Source organism: Achromobacter ruhlandii (assembly GCF_002082135.1).
In the GTDB taxonomy this organism is placed as follows: Bacteria; Pseudomonadota; Gammaproteobacteria; order Burkholderiales; family Burkholderiaceae_B; genus Achromobacter; species Achromobacter ruhlandii.
The window spans coordinates 538,584-560,603 of sequence record NZ_CP017433.1 but is presented as its reverse complement, the minus strand read 5'-3'; the positions used below and the strand labels follow the sequence as shown (position 1 = coordinate 560,603).

At 67.8% G+C, this 22,020-nt stretch carries 21 protein-coding genes; 7 read left to right on the top strand and 14 right to left on the bottom strand.

Translation table 11 applies throughout. The features are described 5' to 3' along the window. Positions 1 to 227: 227 nt before the first annotated feature. Together AruCF_RS02490 and AruCF_RS02485 are read left to right on the top strand one after the other, a co-directional pair. Entirely contained in the window at positions 228 to 1,490 is a 1,263-nt protein-coding gene (locus AruCF_RS02490; protein WP_235432732.1) for a DUF3142 domain-containing protein, read from the top strand. Beyond that, positions 1,477 to 3,972: a hypothetical protein gene (locus AruCF_RS02485; RefSeq protein ID WP_049071183.1), complete on the top strand. Its 2,496-nt coding sequence runs from the start codon at positions 1,477 to 1,479 to the stop codon at positions 3,970 to 3,972. The genes AruCF_RS02490 and AruCF_RS02485 overlap by 14 nt, the downstream gene beginning before the upstream one ends. A gap of 19 nt (positions 3,973 to 3,991) precedes the next feature. On the opposite strand, the gene ribD is transcribed toward AruCF_RS02485, so the two are convergent. Further along, positions 3,992 to 5,107 (bottom strand): bifunctional diaminohydroxyphosphoribosylaminopyrimidine deaminase/5-amino-6-(5-phosphoribosylamino)uracil reductase RibD, encoded by a 1,116-nt coding sequence (gene ribD / locus AruCF_RS02480; RefSeq protein ID WP_144419195.1) that lies wholly within the window; start codon positions 5,105 to 5,107, stop codon positions 3,992 to 3,994. 239 nt (positions 5,108 to 5,346) lie between these two features. Between ribD and AruCF_RS02475 the strand changes: the two genes are divergently transcribed. Further along, positions 5,347 to 5,916 carry a cysteine hydrolase family protein gene (locus AruCF_RS02475; RefSeq protein ID WP_049071182.1) on the top strand — a complete coding sequence of 190 codons (570 nt, stop codon included), beginning with the start codon at positions 5,347 to 5,349 and terminating at the stop codon, positions 5,914 to 5,916. A gap of 12 nt (positions 5,917 to 5,928) precedes the next feature. Further along, positions 5,929 to 6,888, top strand: coding sequence for a GlxA family transcriptional regulator (locus AruCF_RS02470; protein WP_144419194.1), 960 nt, complete (start codon positions 5,929 to 5,931; stop codon positions 6,886 to 6,888). A 141-nt stretch (positions 6,889 to 7,029) separates the two neighbouring features. Here AruCF_RS02470 and nrdR read toward each other — a convergent pair whose 3' ends face one another. Then, positions 7,030 to 7,509 (bottom strand): transcriptional regulator NrdR, encoded by a 480-nt coding sequence (gene nrdR, locus AruCF_RS02465; protein ID WP_006392798.1) that lies wholly within the window; start codon positions 7,507 to 7,509, stop codon positions 7,030 to 7,032. A 206-nt stretch (positions 7,510 to 7,715) separates the two neighbouring features. Next, positions 7,716 to 8,966, bottom strand: a complete 1,251-nt coding sequence (glyA, locus tag AruCF_RS02460) for a serine hydroxymethyltransferase (protein ID WP_049071180.1) — start codon at positions 8,964 to 8,966, stop codon at positions 7,716 to 7,718. A 205-nt stretch (positions 8,967 to 9,171) separates the two neighbouring features. Here glyA and AruCF_RS02455 point away from each other — a divergent pair, with 205 nt between their 5' ends. Further along, positions 9,172 to 9,810: a LysE family translocator gene (locus AruCF_RS02455; protein WP_049071179.1), complete on the top strand. Its 639-nt coding sequence runs from the start codon at positions 9,172 to 9,174 to the stop codon at positions 9,808 to 9,810. A gap of 79 nt (positions 9,811 to 9,889) precedes the next feature. On the opposite strand, the gene AruCF_RS02450 is transcribed toward AruCF_RS02455, so the two are convergent. Together AruCF_RS02450 and tyrS are read right to left on the bottom strand one after the other, a co-directional pair. Further along, positions 9,890 to 10,546, bottom strand: coding sequence for a YbhB/YbcL family Raf kinase inhibitor-like protein (locus AruCF_RS02450; protein ID WP_049077430.1), 657 nt, complete (start codon positions 10,544 to 10,546; stop codon positions 9,890 to 9,892). 72 nt (positions 10,547 to 10,618) lie between these two features. Continuing rightward, positions 10,619 to 11,848: a tyrosine--tRNA ligase gene (tyrS, locus tag AruCF_RS02445; RefSeq protein WP_049071178.1), complete on the bottom strand. Its 1,230-nt coding sequence runs from the start codon at positions 11,846 to 11,848 to the stop codon at positions 10,619 to 10,621. A 259-nt stretch (positions 11,849 to 12,107) separates the two neighbouring features. On the opposite strand from tyrS, the gene AruCF_RS02440 reads away from it, so the two are divergent. Beyond that, positions 12,108 to 13,520 (top strand): M23 family metallopeptidase, encoded by a 1,413-nt coding sequence (locus AruCF_RS02440; RefSeq protein WP_049071177.1) that lies wholly within the window; start codon positions 12,108 to 12,110, stop codon positions 13,518 to 13,520. Between the two features lie 79 nt (positions 13,521 to 13,599). Next, positions 13,600 to 14,709, top strand: a complete 1,110-nt coding sequence (locus tag AruCF_RS02435; protein ID WP_049071176.1) for an anhydro-N-acetylmuramic acid kinase — start codon at positions 13,600 to 13,602, stop codon at positions 14,707 to 14,709. A 105-nt stretch (positions 14,710 to 14,814) separates the two neighbouring features. Here AruCF_RS02435 and erpA read toward each other — a convergent pair whose 3' ends face one another. From erpA to AruCF_RS02390, 9 genes are all read right to left on the bottom strand, one after another. Then, positions 14,815 to 15,186, bottom strand: a complete 372-nt coding sequence (gene erpA / locus AruCF_RS02430; RefSeq protein WP_006388644.1) for an iron-sulfur cluster insertion protein ErpA — start codon at positions 15,184 to 15,186, stop codon at positions 14,815 to 14,817. Positions 15,187 to 15,272: 86 nt separating this feature from the next. Next, complete coding sequence (locus AruCF_RS02425) at positions 15,273 to 16,013, bottom strand: DUF6776 family protein (protein WP_049071175.1); 741 nt, start codon at positions 16,011 to 16,013, stop codon at positions 15,273 to 15,275. Positions 16,014 to 16,054: 41 nt separating this feature from the next. Further along, complete coding sequence (gene argC, locus AruCF_RS02420; protein ID WP_049071174.1) at positions 16,055 to 17,119, bottom strand: N-acetyl-gamma-glutamyl-phosphate reductase; 1,065 nt, start codon at positions 17,117 to 17,119, stop codon at positions 16,055 to 16,057. 187 nt (positions 17,120 to 17,306) lie between these two features. Beyond that, positions 17,307 to 17,699: a 30S ribosomal protein S9 gene (rpsI, locus tag AruCF_RS02415; protein WP_006388641.1), complete on the bottom strand. Its 393-nt coding sequence runs from the start codon at positions 17,697 to 17,699 to the stop codon at positions 17,307 to 17,309. 9 nt (positions 17,700 to 17,708) lie between these two features. Further along, a complete protein-coding gene (rplM, locus tag AruCF_RS02410; protein ID WP_006217309.1) occupies positions 17,709 to 18,137 on the bottom strand; it encodes a 50S ribosomal protein L13 in 429 nt (142 codons plus the stop codon). A gap of 393 nt (positions 18,138 to 18,530) precedes the next feature. Continuing rightward, a complete protein-coding gene (locus tag AruCF_RS02405; RefSeq protein WP_006388640.1) occupies positions 18,531 to 19,244 on the bottom strand; it encodes an ABC transporter ATP-binding protein in 714 nt (237 codons plus the stop codon). Continuing rightward, a complete protein-coding gene (locus AruCF_RS02400; RefSeq protein ID WP_049071173.1) occupies positions 19,241 to 20,029 on the bottom strand; it encodes an ABC transporter ATP-binding protein in 789 nt (262 codons plus the stop codon). The genes AruCF_RS02405 and AruCF_RS02400 overlap by 4 nt, the downstream gene beginning before the upstream one ends. Continuing rightward, positions 20,022 to 20,888 (bottom strand): branched-chain amino acid ABC transporter permease, encoded by an 867-nt coding sequence (locus tag AruCF_RS02395; protein WP_006388638.1) that lies wholly within the window; start codon positions 20,886 to 20,888, stop codon positions 20,022 to 20,024. Before AruCF_RS02395 ends, AruCF_RS02400 begins: the two co-directional genes overlap by 8 nt. Before the next feature lie 2 nt (positions 20,889 to 20,890). Then, on the bottom strand, positions 20,891 to 21,772 hold the full coding sequence (locus AruCF_RS02390) for a branched-chain amino acid ABC transporter permease (protein ID WP_006388637.1): 882 nt from the start codon (positions 21,770 to 21,772) through the stop codon (positions 20,891 to 20,893). Positions 21,773 to 22,020: the final 248 nt, after the last annotated feature.

Genomic DNA, 22,020 nt, shown 5'->3' with positions numbered 1-22,020 from the left:
CATCGACAACCCTTAGCCCGTGTCGCGAAAATCGTTCCCAAACTTGCTGCGATCCCGCCGCAAGCCGCGCCGGCAAACGCTATCCCCGCGATCGCCATGCGCTATCGCGCGATCAATTGGCAGCCGGGCAGGTCGAGTGCTAATACCCATTGCGCCGTCAAGGATAGAATCACGCATTCGTCGAACCCGCGTCCCACGCCTTTATTCAAACGCTGTCCCGCCTACCCATGTCGCCACGCCCGCGCCTGATCATGCAGGGGTCGCGCATCACTCGCGTGGCCAGGCGCGGCCGGCGCCTCGCGGCACTTTGCGCGCTGCCGCTCTGCGCCCTGCTGCTGGCGGCCTGCGAACGCGCCACGCCTCCTTTGCCCAACGATGCCTATGTCTGGCAACGGCGCTGGACGCCGGCCTTGGCGCATGCGCTGCGCGACAGCGCGGACGTGCTGCGCTCGTGGCGGGTGCTGGCGGCGGAACTGCGCGCCGACGGCGCCTGGGTCGACGCGGCGCCCGATCTGGCCGCGCTGGCCGCGACCGCGCGCCCGGTCGTGCCGGTGCTGCGGCTGGACGGTCGCGTCGGCGATCTGCGCGAGGCCGACATCGCCGCGCGCATCGCCGCCACGCTTGCCGCGTGGCGCGGCGCCGGCATCCGCGTGGCCGGCCTGGAAATCGACTACGACTGCGCCACCGCGCGATTGCCGGCCTATGCCGCGCTGCTTGCCAAACTGAAGACATGGCTGCCCGCGGACCTGCCGCTGTCGATCACCGCGCTGCCCACCTGGCTAGACAGCCCCGCGCTGGCCGACCTGCTGGCGGTGCCGGACGAAACCGTGCTGCAGGTCCACGCCGTGCTGAACCCCGCGCAAGGGTTGTTGTTCGACGCCACGCGGGCTCGCGCCTGGATCGATGCCTATGCCCGCCGCACCGGCAAACCGTGGCGGGTAGCGCTGCCGGCATACGGCAGCCGCGTCTCCTGGGACGAAAACGGCCGGATCGCCGCCGTTGAAAGCGAACGGCCCGCCTTGCTGCCCGGCGGCCGTTCAGCCGAGCTGCTGGCCGCGCCCGAAACCCTCGCGGCCTTCGTCAGCGTGCTGGACCGCGAACCGCCCGCGGGGCTGGCGGGCATTGTCTGGTTCCGCCTGCCAACCCAGGCCGATGCCCGCGCCTGGAGCCTGTCGACCTGGCGCGCGGTGCTGGCGCGCCAGCCCCTGGCGCCGGCGCTGGCGGTCGCGGCCGATCCGGCCGGGGCGGACGGCGCGCGCAACGTGATGCTGGCCAATCGTGGCAACGCCGACACGCCGCTGCCCTTCATCGTCAGGCTGGACGCCGCCTGCGACGCCGCCGACGGCATCAACGGCTACACCCTTGAATACGACCGCGACGGCAGCTATCTTCGCCGCGCGCGGGACGGCCTGCTGCGCGCCGGCGCCGAACGCGCCATTGGATGGATCCGCTGTGACGCCACAACCCCGAGCTTCCATGTACAACCGTAAATCGCTTGTCGCCGCGCTGGTGCTGGCCTGCGCCGCCGGCGCCGGCATCGTCATCGCCTGCGGCCCGGACTTCCCGCCGCAGTTGCTGGACGACCGCGCCGGCACGCTGCAGGGCACGCCCGCCAACTCGTTCGCGTACGAGGCGGCGCGGCTGCTGCCGGCCACCGACGCGTTGCGGGCCAACGAATCACCGCTGCTACCGGACGGCACGTACCGCTCCGACGCCATCCCTGAGGCGTTCGACGCGACGTTGACGCCGGCGCAACGGGAACAGGCGCGGGCGATGCGCGCCCGTCCCGACGGCGACCAGGCCTATGCTGCCGGCGACGGCCTGCCGGAAGCCGCGCGCCTCTATGCCGCCGCCGCGGTGGACTACCGCAGCGCCGCCCAGGCGCCGGACGAACCGCGCCTGGAACGCGCGCGCCAGCGCCTGCTGGCCATCCTGGCGCTGCCAGCGGAGCAGGCCGCGACCCGCAGCGTCTGGGCGGCCTATCTGCTGGCCGAAATCGGGGACATCGGAACCACGCCGGCGACGGATCACCCGGCGCAGGCCTATGCCCGGGTGCGCGAACTGGCGCGGCAAGGCGCGCCCGACCCCCTGGGCCTGGCCGTCGCCAGCTACGGCCAGGAAGCGCGCCTGTCGTTGTCCGGCAGCCTGGGCCAATGCGCCTACGAAGACCTGTTCAACGCCTCGCCCTGCATGGATGCGATCGCGCCGGCCGACCTGCAGCGGGCCGTGCGCCTGTACGCCGCCCAGGCCGCGCGCGAGTCGGTCAGCGGCCGCGAATCGTTGCGCCTGATGGCCGACTGGGCGCTGGCCGCGCCGGCGCGCGCCCTCCGCCTGATCGACGATCCGGTCAGCCAGCGCCTGCTGGTGGCGTACGGCCTGGCCCGCATCGGCGACATCGTCGACGGCAAGCCCGACAGCGCGCGCGATCCCTTCGCCAACTTCGAGGCCACCGGCCGCCTGAGCCTGGCCGATGCCGCCGACGGCACGCCCAATGTCACGCCCAACCCCGCGCTGCAATCGCTGGTGGCCGCGCTGCAGGCCCGGGATCCGCAACGCATCGCCGACGCCGACCGGGTCGCGGCGCTGGCCTACCGTGTCGGTCGTTACGACCTGGCGCAAGGTCTGGCCGACCGGCTCGACACGGCGCTGGCCTGGTGGGTGCGCGCCAAGCTGGCGATCCGTCGCGGTGACAACACGCTCGCCGCCCAGGCCTACGCCCGCGCGGTGGCCGCGTTCCCGCGCGGCGACGGCAGCGTCGAGGCGGAAGCGGGCGCCCTGCTCAAAGGCGAACAGGGCGTGCTGTCGCTGTCGCGCGGCCAATACGTCGAAGCCCTGGACCAGTTGTACCGGGCCGCGGCGGCCGGCGATGGCGCCCCGCCGCCGGAAGAAGGCTGGCCGCTCTCGCCCTATTGGAACGACGCGGCCTACGTGGCCGAACGCGTGCTGACGACCGATGAGCTCAAGGCCTATGTCGACCGGCTGCCGGCGCCCCCGCCCGCGCCATCGCGGCCGCCGGGTTTCAGCCGCTACACGACCGACCAGTTCTACGAATGGAGCCGGCTGAACCAGCCGCCCGTGCACGACCGCCTGCGCCAGCTGCTAGCGCGGCGGCTGGTGCGGGAGAACCGGGTGGCCGAGGCCCTGCCCTACCTCCCCGCGGATTCCGACCCGCGCTTCGCCTCGCTCGACTACGACAACGGCAACTGGAAGATCCAGGAATCCAATGTCCGCCAGCGCGCCGCGCAATACGGCGACGCGCTGCAGGCCGCCGGCAACGCCTGGGGCCGCACTGCTCGCGCCGAAGCCTGGTACAACGCCGCCACGCTGGCACGCCGCGACGGCATGCGCATCATGGGTTATGAGCAGGGACCGGACTACGCCGTCTATGAAGGCAACTATTCCGCCGGCGCCGGCCGCGATGCCAACCCCTGGTGGCGCGAGTCCCGTGCCGATGCCGGCATGCCGATGGAAACGCCGCAACAGCGGGCCGAGGCCGACCTGCCCGGCCCCTTCGTCACCCAGGAGGAACGCGCTCGCTATGCGGCCAGCGAGGCCCGGCCCAACGTGCGCTACCACTATCGCCAGATCGCCGCCGACTACGCGATGAAAGCCGCCGACGAACTGCCGACCCGCTCGCAGGCGTTCGCGGCGGTGCTGTGCCGAGGCGCCCGTTACGTCATCGACGACACGCCGGAACGGGCCACCGCCCTGTACCTGCGCTATGTCGACCAGGGCGCCCAGGTGCCCTTCAGCGCCACCTTCGGCCGCGAATGTCCGGAGCCGGACTTCCAGTCGGCCGCGCGCTTTCACTACATCCAGGCGTGGAAGGCCTGGGAGCGCGCGCGCCAACAGCATCCGGGCATCCTGCTCGCCGGCGGCCTGCTGGCGCTGGCGGCGCTCGGCGCCGGGCTGTGGGCCTGGCGCAATGGCACGCCGACCGGAGGCGGCAAGCGGCGCCAGGACGGCCTTTGAATATCGATGCTCCCAAGGGCTACCCGGCGGCGGGCAGTTCGACCCTGCGCAGCAGCCCGCGCCAATGCTCGGGCACCCGCGCCCGCACACGCAGGTCGGCCGCCACCCGCTCGGCTTCGATGAACTCGTAGCGCGGAGCCGCGTCCAGCCGTTCCAGCAAAGGCAGCTTGACCAGGCCCGCGGCGTCGCCCAGCAGCATCGGCGCCATATAGATAAGCAGCTCGTCGATGCAGCCGGCCGCGACCAACGCGCCGCTCAGGCCGGCCCCCGCTTCGACGTGGACTTCGTTGAACTGCTGCGCGGCCAGCCAGCGCATCATGGCCGGCAGGTCGACCCGGTCGGGCGTCTCGTCGGGCAGCGCCACCACCCGCACGTTGCGGGCCTCCAGCCGCGCCTGCTTGGCGGCGTCGGCGCGGGCCGTGAACACGATGACCTCGCCGCCGTCGAACAGCCGCGCGTCCTCGGGAATCTCGAAGCGGCCGTCGACCACCGCCCGGCGCGGCTGGCGCGGCGTCTGGACGCTGCGTACGGTCAGTTGCGGATCATCCTTGAGCACGGTGCCGATGCCGGTCAGCACCACGCAACTACGGGCGCGCCAGTGATGGCCGTCGGCGCGCGCCTCGGGCCCGGTGATCCATTGCGACAGGCCGTTGTGCAACGCGCTGCGGCCGTCCAGCGACGTCGCCATCTTGAGCCAGGTCCAGGGCAACCCGCGGCTCATGCGCGAGATGAAACCGGCATTCAGGGCCAGCGCCTCTTCGCGGCAAATGCCCGTGGTGACGGCGATGCCGGCCTCGCGCAGCCGCGCCAGCCCCTTGCCGTTGACCAGCGGATTGGGATCGCCGATCGCCACCACCACGCGCGCCGGCGCGGCCGCCAGCAGCGCGTCGACGCACGGCGGCGTGCGGCCGAAATGGCTGCACGGCTCCAGCGTGACATAGACGGTGGCCCCCCCCACCGATTCGCCGCGCGCCTGGGCATCGCGCAGGGCGCAGACTTCCGCGTGCGGGCCGCCGGGCGGCTGGGTCGCGCCTTCGCCCAGCACCCGGCCGTCGCGCACGATGACGCAGCCCACCCGGGGGTTGGGCGCGGTCGAGTACATGACGGTCTGCGCCAGGGCCAGGGCGCGCCGCATCCAGGACAGGTCGTCGGATTCGCTGGGGTTCTTCATCATGCAGGGATTGTATGTCCGCGGCGGATCGCCGGCACGCCGCGCCCGCCGTCCCGGGCCGGCGCGCTATGATCATGCCAGCGGCCCTGAAGCCATGTCCGTTTTGGGCCGATGCTGGTCTCGGGACGGTCTCGCCCGGGTGCCGGAGCGGGACCACAATACGCCACACACCCCTGAAATTCCAAGGCACGGAGCCCGCCGCCATGAAACAAGCACTGATCGTCATCGACGTCCAGGATTCCTTCCGCCAGCGTCCGTTTTGGGATGAGTCGGAATATCCGGCATTCGTGTCGCAACTGCAGGGCCTGATCGATGCCGCCCGCGCCCGCGACATCCCGGTGCTGCAGGTGTTCCACATCAGCGCCGCCAACGATCCGGCCAACCCGTTCTCGCTGGCCTCCGGCCACGTCAAGACGCTCAAGGAACTGCGCATCGCCCCCGACGCCGTGTTCCACAAGACCGTGCATTCCTCGCTCTACGCTAAGGACGCCGACGGCGCCACGCTGCGGGACTGGCTGCGCGAGCACGGCATCGAAGGCGTCATCGTCAGCGGCATCCGCACCGAGCAGTGCTGCGAGACCACCACCCGCCACGCCAGCGACGACGGCTTCAAGGTGGTGTTCCCGACCGACGCCACACTGACCTTCGCGATGCAGAGCCCGTCCGGCAAGCACTACACGCCGGCCGAGATCCGCGACGCCACCGAACTGGTGCTGCAGGGCCGCTTCGCCCGCATCGCCCGCGCCGCCGACGTCTTCGCCGACGCGCAATAGGACGGCATGGCCATGATTCCCGTGCACTTCGTCCTGCCCCGGGGAATCGTGCTGCTCGACGTGGCCGGGCCGGCCGAGGCGTTCCGGGTCGCCAACAAGCTGTGCCCGGACGCCTTCGCCCAGCATTTCTGCGGTCCGTCCACCGAAATCGAAAGCGGCATTCCCGGGCTGCACCTGGCCCGGATCCAGCCGCTGCCCGAGAAACTGCCGCCCGAGGCGCTGGTGATCGTGTCCGGCGTGGTCGGCAAGCACATCCGCCTGGATGAGCCCGAGGCCCGCGTCATCATCGACTGGCTGGCGGCTCGCCATCCGGCCGACGGCTTCACGCTGATGACGGTCTGCGCCGGCGCCCTGTTCGCCGCGGCGGCAGGCCTGACGCGCCAACGCGAATGCACCACCCACCATAGCTGCCTGGCGCAACTGGCCGACCTGGATCCCAGCGCCCGGCTGCACGACAACCGCATCTTCGTGGAAGACGGCAATCTGGTCAGCAGCGCCGGCATCACCGCCGGCATCGACCTGGCGCTACACATGGTGTCGCGCCATTGCGGCCCGCGCGTGGCCAGCGAAGTGGCGCGCGACATGGTGGTGTATCAGCGCCGCGCCGGCACCGACTCGGCGCTGTCGCCCTGGCTGGAACACCGCAACCACATGCATCCGGGCGTGCACCGCGTGCAGGACGCGGTGGTGCGCAACCCGGCGGCGCCGTGGTCGGCACAGTCGCTGGCCGAACAGGCCCACACCAGCCCGCGCCACCTGACGCGGCTGTTCCGCGAACACGCCGGCTGCACGCCCATGGACTACCTGTATCAGATACGCGTGGCGCTGGCGCGCGACATGCTGCGCGAAACGCGCTTGAACCTGGAGTTGGTGGCGGAGAAATCGGGCTTCGGCTCGGCTCAACACCTGCGCCGCGTGTGGCGCCGGTTCCAGCCACAGACGCCCAGCATGGCGCGAACGGTGGCGCCATAGCGCGCCGGGCGGCAAGCCGCCGGTAGCGCCACCGCGGCCGCCTGCGGATCAGGCCGCGCCAGGGCCGGCCGCGTCAGACCGGGCCGCGTCGGGCCGGGCTGCGACAAGCCGGGCTGCGATAGGCCGACCCGCGCGACGGCATCACTCCTTGCGCAGCTTGCCGGGCAACACCGGCCCCTGCATCTCGCGGATCGCCTCGACGAACTCGCCGATGTCCTCGAAGCTCTTGTAGACCGAGGCGAAGCGCACGTAGGCCACTTTGTCGAGCTTGCGCAGCTCGTTCATGACCAGCTCGCCGATATGCCCGGAGGCCACTTCGCGCAGGCCGCTGGCCAACAGTTGTTCCTCGATGCGGGCCACGGCGGCGTCCACGTCCTCGGTGCTGACCGGACGCTTGCGCAGCGCCAGGCTCAGGCTGGCGCGCAGCTTGGCGGGATCGTAGTCGCTGCGGCTGCCGTTGCGCTTGACCACGGAAGGCAGCGCCAGCTCCACCCGCTCGTAAGTGGTGAAGCGCTTGTCACAGGACTGGCAACGGCGCCGGCGGCGGATCGCGTCGCCCTCTTCCGAGACACGGCTGTCGACGACCTGCGTTTCGGAGTTGCCGCAAAATGGACACCGCATGTGTGATCCCTGAAAACACGGAAAGCAATAATTCGCCGATATTGTAACGATGCGACAGTCTGTCCGCGTCGACTATGACAAATTCGTCCCTATTATTTTTGCCACGATGACCGCCGGCGCGCAAGCGCCATTGGCCTGAAAACAAAAGGACGGCCCCTTGCGGAGCCGTCCTTGTCAGCCACGGGCGGAAAAGATCCGCCGTCGCATCACTTCTTGCCGTACACCGGCAGGCGCGAGGTCAGTTCGTTGACCTTGGCGCGCACGGCGGCGATGTTGGCTTCGTCGCGCGGGTTGTCCAGCACGTCGGCGATCAGGTTGGCGGTCAGCTCGGCCTCGGCTTCGGTGAAGCCGCGGGTGGTCATGGCCGGCGTGCCCAGGCGGATGCCGCTGGTCACGAAAGGCTTTTCCGGATCGTTCGGGATGGCGTTCTTGTTGACCGTGATGTGGGCCTGGCCCAGCACGGCTTCGGCTTCCTTGCCCGTGATGCCCTTGGAGCGCAGGTCCACCAGCATGACGTGGCTTTCGGTGCGGCCCGAGACGATGCGCAGGCCGCGCTTGACCAGCGTGTCGGCCAGAACCTTGGCGTTCTTGACCACTTGCTGCGCGTAGGTCTTGAATTCGGGTTCCAGCGCTTCCTTGAAAGCCACCGCCTTGCCGGCGATGACGTGCATCAGCGGACCGCCCTGGATGCCGGGGAAGATGGCCGAATTGACGGCCTTTTCGAACTCGGCCTTCATCATGATGACGCCGCCGCGCGGGCCGCGCAGCGACTTGTGCGTGGTCGAGGTGACGAAGTCGGCGTGCGGCACCGGGTTGGGGTAGGCGCCGCCGGCCACCAGGCCGGCGTAGTGGGCGATGTCGACCATGAACAGCGCGCCGTTGTCGTGGGCGATGCGGGCCATGCGCTCGAAGTCGATGTGCAGGGCGTAGGCCGAGGCGCCGGCGACGATCAGCTTGGGCTTGTGTTCCTTGGCCAGCTGCTCGACCTGGGCGTAGTTCAGGACTTCGTTTTCGTCCAGGCCGTACGAGATGAAGTTGTACAGCTTGCCCGAGGCGTTGACCGAGGCGCCGTGCGTCAGGTGGCCGCCTTCGGCCAGGCTCATGCCCAGCACGGTGTCGCCCGGCTTCAGGACGGCCATGTACACGCCCTGGTTGGCTTGCGAACCCGAGTTGGGCTGCACGTTGGCGGCTTCGGCGCCGAAGATCTGCTTCAGGCGGTCGATGGCCAGTTGCTCGACCACGTCGACGTATTCGCAACCGCCGTAGTAGCGCTTGCCCGGGTAGCCTTCGGCGTACTTGTTCGTGAGCTGCGTGCCCTGGGCTTCCATGACGGCCGGGCTGGCATAGTTCTCCGAAGCGATCAGCTCGATGTGCTGTTCCTGGCGAACGTCTTCCTTCTGGATGGCGGCCCAGACGTCCGGGTCAGCCTTGGAGAGGGTGAGGTTGCGGTCAAACATGACGGGGGGTTCCTGAGGCGGTAAGAGAGGAGGAAACTGCGCCCGGGTGGGTAAACCCGGATAATGACGAATAGTTTACCGCGTACCGCCGCTTCCCCTGTCGCCAAAATGCCCCGAATGGCGGCAAAATTCCCGCCAAGGGCGCGAAAATTCGGGCATTCGTCCATGGCTGGAAAACGCGCTCAACCCGACTTGAGAAACTTTCATGCAAACCCAGACTTTGATCGCGTACACCCTGGTCGCCGCCGTCAGCGTCGTCACCCCCGGCCCCGCCAGCATCCTGGCCATGCGCAACGGCGCCGCCGGCGGCCTGCGCGCGGTGCTGCCCTCGTCGCTGGGCAATGTCACCGGCCTGTTCCTCTTGTCCGCCGCCGCCATGCTGGGCCTGGGCGTGGTGCTGCAATCGTCCGCCCTGCTGTTCGCCGCGCTCAAGATCGCCGGCGCCGCCTACCTGATCTACCTGGGCCTGCGCCATCTGCTGGGCCGCAGCAGCGTGGCCGCGCCGCCGCCCGACAGCGCCGGCCGCCCGCCGCGCGGCGCGCTGGCGCTGTATCTCGAAGCGACCTTCGTGGCCGGCCTGAATCCCAAGCCCATCCTGTTCTTCACCGCGCTGTTCCCGCAGTTCCTGAACGCGGCCGAACCGCTGCTGCCACAGTTCTTCATCCTGACGGGCATCTTCATGGGCCTGTCGCTGCCGTCACTGCTGGCCTACGGCCTGCTGGCGCGCCGCGCCCGCCGACTGTTCCAGCAGCCGCGCGCGGTGCGCTGGATCAACCGGGCCGTGGGTTCGGTATTCATGGCCTTCGGCGTGGCGCTGTTGCGCCTGAAGCGCGCAGGCGCCTGAGGGCGCGGCGCATCCGACGGATATGTCGGAAATAAAAAAGGGCCGCATCGAATGCGGCCCTTTTTGCTGATCGCGGCAATCAGGACGCCGAGGTCGCCCCGATCTGCTTGGGCGCCAGCTTCGGGTTGAGCGTATAGGTGCCCGTCAGCGACGCCTGCGCCAGCACGTGCTTCTGGATGGCCCGCAACGCGTCCTCGCCCGTGAATGCCCCTTGCAAGTTCAACGTGCGCACGTCCAGCGCGTACAAGGTGAACACGTAACGGTGCACCAGCGCGTCGTTCCAGGGCGGGCACGGGCCGTCATAGCCGAAATAGTCGCCGCTCATGTCGTGGTCGTTGGCGAACCAGGACGAGTACGAGTTGATGCCCTGGCGGGCATCCAGCGGCGCCAGCGGGCCGCCCTTGCCGCGCGGCGTGATGCCGCTGGAAAAGGCGCCTTCGTCGATTTCGCGCATGTCGGCCGCCAGGTCGACCAGCACCCAGTGGAAGAAATCCACGCGCGGCAGGTCGGCGGGGACTTCGCGTCCCTCCTGGTTGACGTCGTCGGGCTTGGAGGGAACGTCCGGATCGTGGCAGATCAAGGCGAACGACTGCGTGCCCGCCGGGACGTCGTCCCAGGAAAACTGCGGGTTGTAGTTGTCAGCCAGCGCGACGTGCGATTGCGCATCGATCTTGCCGAAGGCGTAGCGCTCCGGAATCGACTCGTGATCGGAAAAAGACAAACTCGAAAGTTTCATGTCGTGCTCCTTGAAGTGCTGCGAAGGCATTCCAGCCTTGAACGTCCCTCCAGCGTATCAAAATCTTCGCGATTATGGGTTCAACTTAACACGCGCGAACTTGCGCTTGCCCACCTGGACGACGTAAGTCCCGGCAGGCAGTTGCAACGATTTGTCTTCGACCCGGTCGCCATTGACCCGCACCCCGCCCTGCTCGACGTTGCGCTGGGCTTCGGAACCCGATGCCACCAGCCCCGCCTCGCGCAGCAGCTTGAGGATGCCGACCGGCGCGCCGCCGATGCTGACTTCGGGCATGTCTTCCGGAATCGCGCCGTCGCGGAAACGCGCCTCGAACGCGGCCAGCGCGTCGTCGGCCGCCTTGGCCGAGTGGAAACGCGCAATGATTTCCTGGGCCAGCATGACCTTGGCGTCGCGCGGATTGCGGCCGCCGTCGATCTCCTGGCGCAGCGCGGCGATGTCTTCCAGCGAGCGGAACGACAGCAGCTCGAAGTAGCGCCACATCAGCGTGTCGGAAATCGACATCAGCTTGCCGAACATCGAATCGGGCGACTCCGAAATGCCGATGTAGTTGCCCTTGGACTTGGACATCTTCTCGACGCCGTCGGTGCCGACCAGCAGCGGCATCGTCAGGATGCACTGCGGCTCCTGGCCATACTCCTTCTGCAGCTCGCGGCCGACCAGCAGGTTGAACTTCTGATCGGTGCCCCCCAGCTCCAGATCGGACTTCAGCGCCACCGAGTCGTAACCCTGCATCAGCGGGTACAGGAATTCGTGCACCGAAATCGGGATGCCGCCCTTGAAGCGCTTGGTGAAATCCTCGCGTTCCATCATGCGCGCCACGGTATAGCGCGACGCCAGCTGGATCATGCCGCGCGCGCCCAGCGGGTCGCACCACTCGGAGTTGTAACGGATCTCGGTGCGGGCCGGATCCAGCACCAGGCTGGCCTGCGCATAGTAGGTCTTGGCGTTGGCCTCGATCTGCTCGCGCGTCAGCGGCGGGCGGGTGCTGTTGCGGCCGCTGGGATCGCCGATGGTCGAGGTGAAGTCGCCGATCAGGAAGATGACCTCGTGGCCCAGGTCCTGCAACTGGCGCATCTTGTTGAGCACCACGGTGTGCCCCAGATGGATGTCCGGCGCGGTCGGGTCCAGCCCCAGCTTGATCCGCAGCGGCACGCCGGTGGCGCGGCTGCGGGCCAGCTTGCGGGCGAATTCGGACTCGACCAGCAGCTCATCGCATCCGCGCTTGGCAATACGCAGATCGGCTTCGACTTCGGGGGTGATGGGGGCTTCTGAAGGTGACATTTTTAGGGGGGCCGCGACGGCTTCAGCCGATAAAAAGGTGTAAAAAGTGACGAAAACTATCGAAAATTCTAGCCGAATCAGCTAGGATACCGCCCTAATCATACGCAACTGTCATATATACGCAGTTGCGCGTCCGGTTACCACCCGTTGTTCACAAGATGCGCCCCGCGCCAGCCCTTGCCCCGGAAAACGTGGCGCGCGGGGGCCGTTCGTGTCACGCACCCTGCGAGCTCATGCCACCTGAGAGGGTATCTTCACGATGAATCGTGGCCTCCACGACCTGGCGAGTAGCATCAAGCGCAAAGTTGCTGCCGTGTTTGCGCCCGTCGAACCCAAGCCCCATCGCTCGGGACTTCTCCGTCGCACTCTCCTCGTCACCGCCATGGGTCTGTTTGCCGGCGCCGCCGCCTTGGGCATGGTGCAGCAACCCGACCGCAGCGAAATCCCCCCCACCCGCGTCATCCAGAGCATCCTGCCGCTGACCACCGAACAGGTCGAAGTCAGCACGCCCAGCGCCGCGCCCTACATCAGCGAAACCCGCATCCGCGCGGGCGACACGCTGGCCGCCGTGCTGCAGCGCCTGGAACTCGATTCCCCGGATCTGCAGACCTTCCTCACCCACGACGCCAGCGCGCGCAGCATCTACAAGCTGTACCCGGGTCGTTCGGTGCAGGCCGCGACCGACGCGGAAGGCAACCTGATCTGGCTGCGCTACATCCACACCCCCGGCAACGAGGCTGACGGCCAGGTCGTCACCCGCATGCTGCACGTGGCGCGCACCGACAACGGCTACAAGGCCGAGGAAATCACCGAGAGCACCGATCGCCAGACCCGCGTCGCCGTGGGCACCATCCGCTCCTCGCTGTTCGGCGCCACCGATGCCGCCGGCATCCCGGATTCGGTCACCATGCAGATGGCCGACATCCTCAGCGCCAAGATCGACTTCCTGCGCGATCTGCGCCAGGGCGACCAGTTCCGCGTGGTCTACGAAGTGCGCTCGCACGACGGCCGCTACGCCGGCGCCGGCCGCGTGCTGGCCCTGGAGTTCATCAACGGCGGCAAGACCTACTCCGCCGTCTGGTTCAGCGCCGACAACAACAAGACCGGCTCGTACTACGACTTCGACGGCACCAGCCTGCGCGGCGCGTTCCTGCGCACCGCCCTGAAGTTCAGCCGCATCAGCTCGACGTTCGGCATGCGCATGCATCCGATCCACAAGACCTGGACCGGCCACAAGGGCGTGGACTACGCCGCGCCCTCGGGCACGCCGATCCACTCCACGGCCGACGGCACGGTGGAGTTCTCGGGCTGGCAGAACGGCTACGGCAACGTGGTCATCATCAAGCACCACGGCAAGTACTCGACGCTGTACGCTCACCAGAGCCGCATCGCCGAAGGCATCACCAAGGGCAGCAAGATCTCGCAGGGCCAACTGATCGGCTACGTCGGCGCCACCGGCTGGGCCACCGGTCCGCACCTGCACTACGAGTTCCGCGTCGACAACCAGCCGATCGACCCGCTGTCGGTCGACCTGCCCGTCGCCCGCGCCCTGGAGCCCGCCGAGATCCGCGCCTTCAACCAGGCCGTGGCGCCGTACAAGCAGCAGATCCAGCTGCTCACCGAATTCCAGCAGACCCTGCCCGACGCGCTGACCAACGTGGCCAGCCGCTGAGGCGGACCTGCATGACGCACCCGCAAGGCGGCCCGCGCATCTCGATGCCGGGCCGCTTTTTTTTCCAGGCAGCCCCGACATGACCGTACCCCAGCACTTCATCGGCCTGATGTCCGGCACCAGCGTGGACGGCGTCGACGGCGTCCTCGCGCGCCTGCGCGACGGCCAGCCGCCGCAGGTGCTGGCCAGCGCCAGCCTGCCGATGCCAGCGGCGCTGCGCACCGAATTCCTGGCGCTGAACCAGGCCGGCGACGACGAGCTGGCCCGCGCCGCGCTCGCCGCCAACGAACTGGCCCGCCTGTATGCGCAGGTGAGCGCCGACCTGCTGGCCGCCGCCGGCCTGCGGGCACAGGACATTGCCGCCATCGGCGCCCATGGCCAGACGGTGCGCCACCGCCCCGACAGCGGCTATACCTTGCAATTGAACGCGCCCGCCCTGCTGGCCGAGCTGACCGGTATCGACGTGGTGGCCGACTTCCGCAGCCGCGATGTGGCCGCTGGCGGCCAGGGCGCGCCGCTGGTGCCGCCCTTTCACGCGGCCGTGTTCGGCGCGCCGCAAGGCCGCGCGGTGCTCAACCTGGGCGGCATCGCCAACGTCACGCTGCTGGCGCCCGGCCAGGCGCCGCGCGGCTTCGACACCGGTCCGGCCAACGTGTTCCTGGACGGCTGGTGCCAGCGGCACCTGGGCCTGCCCTACGATGCCGACGGCCGCTGGGCCGCGAGCGGTCAGGTGCTGGCGCCGCTGCTGGAACAACTGATCGCGAGCGAACCCTGGTTCGCGCTGCCGCCACCCAAATCGACCGGCCGCGACCTCTTCAACATGCGCTGGTTGGACGACCGGCTGGCGGCCTATGACGGCCCCAAGCCGACGCCGCGGGATGTGCAGGCGACATTGCAGCGCCTGACGGCGCGCACCGTCGCCAACGCCATCGACGCCGCCGGCGCCGACGTGCGCGAACTCTACGTGTGCGGCGGCGGCGCCTGCAACCCGGGGCTGATGCGCGAATTGGCTTACTGCCTGCAGCGCCCGGTGTATGCCACCGACGCCCTGGGCGTCCCGGCGCAGCAGGTCGAGGCGCTGGCCTTCGCCTGGCTGGCGCAGGCCTTCCTGGCGCGCCAACCCGCCGGCCTGCCCAGCGTCACCGGCGCCCGCGGCCCGCGTATCCTGGGCGCGCTATATCCCGCCTGACACGCGGCCCGCGCCCAGCAAAAAGCCCTTCGGTAAACCGAAGGGCTTTTTTATCGGCCGGACGCTTGGTCCGCGCCGTCATCTCGGCATCAAGCCGAGCGCGGCTTACACCGAGAACGACGAACCGCAGCCGCAGGTGGTGCTGGCGTTGGGATTGCGGATGACGAACTGGGCGCCTTCGAGGTCTTCCTTGTAGTCGATCTCGGCGCCGACCAGGTACTGGAAGCTCATGGGGTCGACCAGCAGTTGCACGCCCGCCTTGTCGAGCACGGTGTCGTCTTCGTTGACGACTTCATCGAAGGTGAAACCGTACTGGAAACCCGAACAGCCGCCGCCCTGCACGAACACGCGCAGCTTCAGCTCGGGATTGCCTTCCTCGGCCAGCAGGTCCTTGACCTTGGCGGCCGCCGAGTCGGTGAACACCAGGGGAGCAGGCGGGGCGGCCTGCAGGTCGACGGTTTCGGTCACTGCATTCATGATTCACTCCTGGCCGCTGGGGCCGTATTCCGATGAGCGGCTGCGCCGCTCGCATGTAGTCACTATAGCGCAGGCGCCGCCCGGACTCAAAGTTCAAGCTTGACACTGCGGGAGGCACGGACCACATCGCCCTCCAGGATGCTGATGGTGACGCTTTCGGGGACAAATCCCTCGGGCAGGGCCAGGACGCCCTGGCTGCGCTGGTACTGGTCGAACTGCAAGGCCAGCGACGCCGCTGTCGTGGTTTCACCGGTGGCGGGTACCGGCCCGCTTTCCGCCTTGACCTGCATCGGCGCAAGGTCGACGGTGACGGTTTCGCCCTTGAGCGTGCCGGTGGCCTGGAACCGCAAGGTACCGGCGAACTGGGCGCCACCGTTGCGGCCGCTGCGCATCAGCAGCACCTTGTAGCGCAGCCCGCCGCCTTCGCGGTCGATCTGGGCGCCACGGATGTCCACGGTGCCTTCCGGCCCCGGCGGCAGCAATTGCTCGTAAAACGCCAACTGGTCGCGCACCCGGCCGACTTCGGCCTGCGCGGCATGCAACTGCGTTTCGAGTTCCTGACGCGCCGAGCGCTCGATCACCAGTTCGCCGTCGGCGGTATCGAGCTGGCCGCGCAGGTAGCGCAACTGGACCGCCTGCTGGCGCATGGCTTCGTCGCGCGTCTCGACCTGCGCCGCGCTCAGCACGACCGCATCGACCGGCTGGTAGACGCCGCGCGCGTAGTAATACCCTGCCGCCCCGCCCGCCAGGAGCCCCACCAGCACGCCGGCGGCGACCCGCAGGCCGGGGCGGGAGGTTCGAGGGGTCGCGGAGGAATCGTTGGACATGAAAAGCGGGCCGGCGGGCTTGCCGCCGGCCCGGCGCGACGTCAGGGCAGGATCGCGACCTGATCCAGGCCGACGGTCTCGGGCAAGCCGAACATCAGGTTCATGTTCTGCACGGCCTGGCCGGCCGCGCCCTTCACCAGATTGTCCTGCACCACCATGATGATGAGCTGGTCGCCGCCACCCGGACGCGATAGCGCGATGCGCAGGGTGTTGGAAGCGCGCACCGAGCGCGTCTCGGGCAGGCTGCCGGCCGGCATGACGTCGACAAACGGCTCGTCGGCGTAGCGCTGCTCGAACAGGGCCTGGAAGTCGGTGTCGCGCGCCTCGGGCTTGATGCGGGCGTAGAGGGTCGAGTACATGCCCCGGATCATCGGCACCAGGTGCGGCACGAAGGTCAGGCCGACCTTGCCGCCGGCGATCTTCTCGAGCTGGGCGACGATTTCGGGATGGTGGCGGTGGCCGGCCACGCCGTAGGCCTTGAAGTTGTCCGAGGCTTCGGAGAACAGCGAGCCGACCTCGGCCTTGCGGCCGGCGCCGGACACGCCCGACTTGCAGTCGGCGATCAGGGTCTGCGCATCGACCAGTTGCTTGCCGCCTTCGAGCAGCGGGGCCAGGCCCAGCAGCACGGTGGTCGGGTAGCAACCCGGGTTGCCGATGACGCGCGCCTTGGAGATGGCTTCGCGGTTCAGCTCGACCAGGCCGTACTGCGATTCGGCCAGGATGTCCGGGCAGGTGTGGGGAATCTTGTACCAGCGTTCGAAGGTGGGCACGTCCTGCAGGCGAAAGTCGGCGGCCAGGTCGATGACCTTGGTGCCGGCGGCGATCAGTTCCTGGGCCTGGGCCATGGCCACGCCGTGGGGCGTGGCGAAGAACACCACGTCGCAGTCGGTCAGCGTGGCCTTTTCCGGCGAGGAAAAGGCGATCCGCACGCGGCCGCGCAGGTTCGGGTACATGTCGGCCACGGGCAGCCCGTCTTCCTTGCGGGACGTGATGGCGGTCAATTCCACATGGGGATGCTGCGACAGCAAGCGCAGCAGTTCGACGCCGGTGTAACCGGTGCCGCCGACGATACCAACCTTGATACGGGAGTTCGATGCTTGGGCCATGATGTGTGCTCTTCGTAGAACGAGGCTCGATTGTATCGCTCGGACAACCGGCCTTGCCGCCCTGCGCAATCCGCGTGGCGGCCGGTGTCCGACCGGACGAAGCCCGCGGAGTTCCGCGGGCCGGCATGGGGGCCAGGGCCCCGGGATGTAAAAAAAAGCCCGCACGAGGCGGGCTTTTTCGCAGCGATTAACGCTTGCTGAACTGCTTGCGACGGCGCGCCTTGCGGAAGCCGACCTTCTTGCGTTCGACTTCGCGGGCATCGCGGGTCACGAAACCAGCTTGCGACAGCGCGGGCTTCAGGGTCGCGTCGTAGTCGATCAGGGCACGCGTGATGCCGTGACGGACTGCGCCGGCCTGGCCGGTTTCACCGCCGCCGTGCACGTTGACCTTGATGTCGAACGATTCCAGGTGGCCGGTCAGTTCCAGCGGCTGGCGCACGACCATGCGGCCGGTTTCACGAGCGAAGAACTCGTCGACGGGCTTGCCGTTGACGACGATCTTGCCGGTGCCCTTCTTGATGAAAACGCGAGCCACCGAAGTTTTGCGACGGCCGGTTCCGTAGTTCCAGTTACCGATCATGGCGTTTCCTTAGATATCCAGCGTCTTGGGCTGCTGGGCGGTGTGCGGGTGCTCGGCACCGGCATAGACCTTCAGCTTCTTGATCATGGCGTAGCCCAGAGGACCCTTGGGCAGCATGCCCTTGACGGCCTTCTGGATGGCGCGACCGGGAAAACGCTCTTGCATCTTCTCGAAGTTCGTTTCGCGGATACCGCCCGGGTACGTGGTGTGGCGGAAGTACTTCTTGTCCTTCGCCTTGGTACCGGTAACGACGATATCGGAAGCGTTGATGATGACGATGTAATCGCCGGTATCAACGTGCGGCGTGAATTCAGGTTTGTGCTTGCCACGCAGACGACGTGCGACTTCGCTGGCCACACGACCGAGGACTTTGCCCTTGGCGTCGATCACAAACCAGTCACGTTGGACTTCATGCGGCTTGGCCACAAAGGTCTTCATGATGGTTCCTAGATATGAAAAATGGTCTCTGACTGGACGATCCAGCCAGGCTTTTCCCCTCAACTAGACAATGGAGCCGGAATCTTTCCAGCAACTGGGGTTCAGTGCCGGGTTTCAGCCGATCGGGTTTTAGCCCATCGGGTTTTAGCCCATCCGTTGTCCCTATCGACGTCCCGCCTAAGCGTTATTACCCGCCCGTGCAATGGTCAAAATGAGGGAAAGCCTGAAATTCTACCACGGATGCTCAAAAAATGGGCAGCCGTGGCCGGATCCAGGCGAATGGACAGCCGTTCCCGGGGGAACGACTGTCGCATTTTTAAAAGGGACGCAATTGCGCGCTGCCAGTGACCCTGCCCGCGCGCTCCTGCTCCCGTCCGCGCCGCGCGGCGCGGATCAGGCGCCCAGGTAGGCTTCCAGCACCCGCGGATGGCCGAGCAGGCCGCGGCCGGTGCCCGACAGCGCCATGGCGCCGTTCTCCAGCACGTAGCCGTGCTGGGCGATCTTGAGCGCCTGACGCACGTTCTGCTCGACCAGGAACAGGGTCAGGCCGTCGGCATTGATCGCCCGCAGCGAGCGGAAGATCTCCTGCACCACGATCGGCGCCAGGCCCATCGACGGCTCGTCCAGCAGCAGCAAGCGCGGCTTGGCCATCAGGGCGCGGCCGATCGCCAGCATCTGCTGTTCGCCGCCGGAGAGGTTGCCGGCGATGCCGGTGATCCGCTCTTTCAGGCGCGGGAACAGGTTGAAGACGTATTCCAGGTCCGAATCGATGTTCTTCAGGCCGCGGCGGTAGGCGCCCAGCTCGAGGTTCTCCAGCACGGTCATGGTGGTGAGGATGGCCCGGCCTTCCGGCACCTGGACGATGCCGCGCGCCACCAGCTGGTGCGGCGCCAGGTTGGTGACGTCCTCGCCTTCGAACAGGATCTTGCCGCGCGCCTTGGGCAACAGGCCCGACAGCGCCAGCAGCGTGGTCGACTTGCCGGCGCCGTTGGCGCCGACCAGGGCGGTGATTTCCTTGGCTTCCAGGTCCAGGTCGATGCCGCGGACGGCTTCGATGTGGCCGTAGTTGACCTCGAGTCCGCGGACTTCCAGCATTGCGCTGCTCATTGTGCGGCCTCCGCGTTGTCGGTGTCGTCGTCGTCCTCGCGGCCCAGGTAGGCCTCGATGACCTGCTCGTTGTTGCGGATCTCTTCAGGCCCGCCGCAAGCGATGATCTTGCCGAAGTTCAACACCGCGATGCGTTCGCACAGCCCCATCACGAAGCGCATGTCGTGCTCGATCATGAGGATGGTGTAGCCGCGGTCGCGGATCGCCAGGATCTCGCGCATCAGCTCGGCGCGCTCGCCGGTGTTCATGCCGGCGACCGGCTCGTCCAGCAGCAGCAGCTTGGGCTCGGTGGCCAGCGCGCGCGCCAGCTCCAGGCGGCGCTGCTCGCCGTACGACAGGTTGTCGGCCAGGTCGTTGGCCTTGTGATCCAGGCGCATCCACGTCAGCAGCTCGTGGGCGCGCTCGCGGGCGCGCTTTTCGTGCTCGCGGTAGCCCGGCAGGCCCAGCAAGAGGCTGGGAAAGCCGTAGTTCATGTGGCGGTAGGCGCCCACCACCACGTTTTCCAGCAGCGTCATCTCCTTGAAGAGACGGATGTTCTGGAAGGTGCGGGCGATGCCCATGCGGGTGATGGCGTGCGGCTTGCGACGCAGCAGGCTCTCGCCATTGAAGGCGATGCCGCCGCCGCTGGGCGGCAGCAGGCCGGTGATCAGGTTGAACACCGTGGTCTTGCCGGCGCCGTTGGGACCGATCAGGCCGAAGATCGCGCCTTCGGGCACCGACAGGCTGACGTCATGCAGCACGTGCAGGCCGCCGAAGCTCTTGGAAACGGAGGTCAGCTCAAGCATGGCGCTTGCCTCCTTGACGCATCCAGCGCTTGAAGCGCGCCGGATCCCAGATGCCTTGCGGCAGGAACAGCACAATCACCACCAGGATCACTCCGTTGATGACCAGGCGGAAATCCGCGAACCCGCGCAGCAGCTCGGGCAGCACGGTGATGATGAAGCTGCCCAGCACGGGGCCGGCCAGGCCGCCGATACCGCCCAGGATGGCCATCGTCAGGATTTCCACGCCACGGTCGAAGCCGTATTCGTTGGGGCCGATGAAGAAGGTCAGGTGCGCGTTGAGCGCGCCGGCCAGGCCGGCGATCATGGCGCCCGCCACGAAGGCCAGCATCTTGTTGGCGCGCACGTCGATGCCCATCAGGCCGGCCGCGGTCTCGTCGCCGCGGATGGCCTCGAAGGCGCGTCCGATCTTGGAGGCGCGCACGCGCCACAGCACGAACAGCACGATGACGACCGCCAGGATGACGTGCCACCACTGCGTCAGCTGCGGAATGCCGTTAAGGCCCAGCGCACCGCCGGTGATCGACTCGGTGTTCAGCACCGTCACCCGCACCACTTCGCCAAAGCCCAGCGTGGCCATGGCCAGGTAGACCCCTGAGAGCCGCAAGGTCGGCAAGCCGATCAGCGCCGCCACCAGGGCCGGCGCTGCCATGCCGCCGGCCAGCGCGACCGGGAACGAGACGTCGTAGTTCATGGTGAGCAACGCCGCCGCGTAGGCGCCGATGCCCATGAAGGCCGCATTGGCCATGGCCAGCATGCCGCAGGCAAGCGTCAGCCAGATGGAGAGGGCCAGCAGGGCGTTGGTGCCGAGCGTCAGCACCAGGTTGCCATAGATGGCCCAGAAGTTTTCGAATCCGCTCATACTCAAGCCTTGCGTTGAACCACTTTGCCGAACAGACCTTGCGGGCGTACCAGCAGGATCAGGAACAGCAGGCCGAATGCCACCGCGTCGCGCATGGTGGAGCCGATGTAGGCCACCGACAGCACTTCCGCGAAGCCCAGGAACAGCCCGCCCAGCATGGCGCCACGAATGTCGCCCATGCCGCCCAGGATGATGACCGCGATGCCCTTGTGCAGCATCGGCTGGCCCATCAGCGGGAACAGCGCATTCGAGTACAGGCCGATCAGCACGCCCGCGACACCGCCCAAAGCGGCGGCGGCGAACGAGGTGGTGATGAAGAGCTTTTCGACGTTGATGCCCAGCAGCCAGGCGGCCTTGGGCGATTCGGCAATGGCGCGCAGGGCGCGGCCGAACTGCGTGCGACGCATCACGAACATCAGCAGGGCCATCAGCGCGAACGACAGGAAGATGATGCCCAGTTCGATCACGGTCAGGTGCAGGCCGGCGATCTCGATGACTTCCTCGGGCACGGTGCCGTGCGGGAAGCGCAGGTTGCTGGCGCCGAAGATGCCTTGCGCGCCGTTGTTCAGGATGATGCCCACGCCGATCGTGGCGATCATGGGGATCAGGTGGGGCGCATTGCGCTTGCGCAGCGGCTTGAGCACCAGGTAGTCGATGATGACCCCGGTGAACCCGGCGACGAAAAATGCCACCATCAGCGCCGCCCACAGGGGCAGCCCGAAATGCTGCACCACGGAGAGCGCCGCGTAGGCCCCCACCATGAAGACGGCGCCATGCGCGAGGTTGATCACCCCGAGCACGCCGAATACCAGCGTGAAGCCCAGCGCGAACAGTGCGTACACACAGCCCAGCGACAAGGCGTTAACGAATTGTTGTTCCAACATGATGGGACATATTCCAAATCAAAAAAGAGCCCCCACGCCGCGCCCCCTGCGTGGACTTGCCGCTCGCCAGGCTCGGCTTCGGGACCCGGGGCAGGCCTGTGTAAGGCCTTCCACGCCGCGCATTGCGTGGACCTGCCGCCCTGAGAGAGCCGTTCTATTCCTGGGGAGTCCTACGATAAAAAGCGCCTTGCGGACCGCGGCCAGCCGCGGTCCGCAAGGCGCATCCCCCCGCGCGGGGATGCGGATTG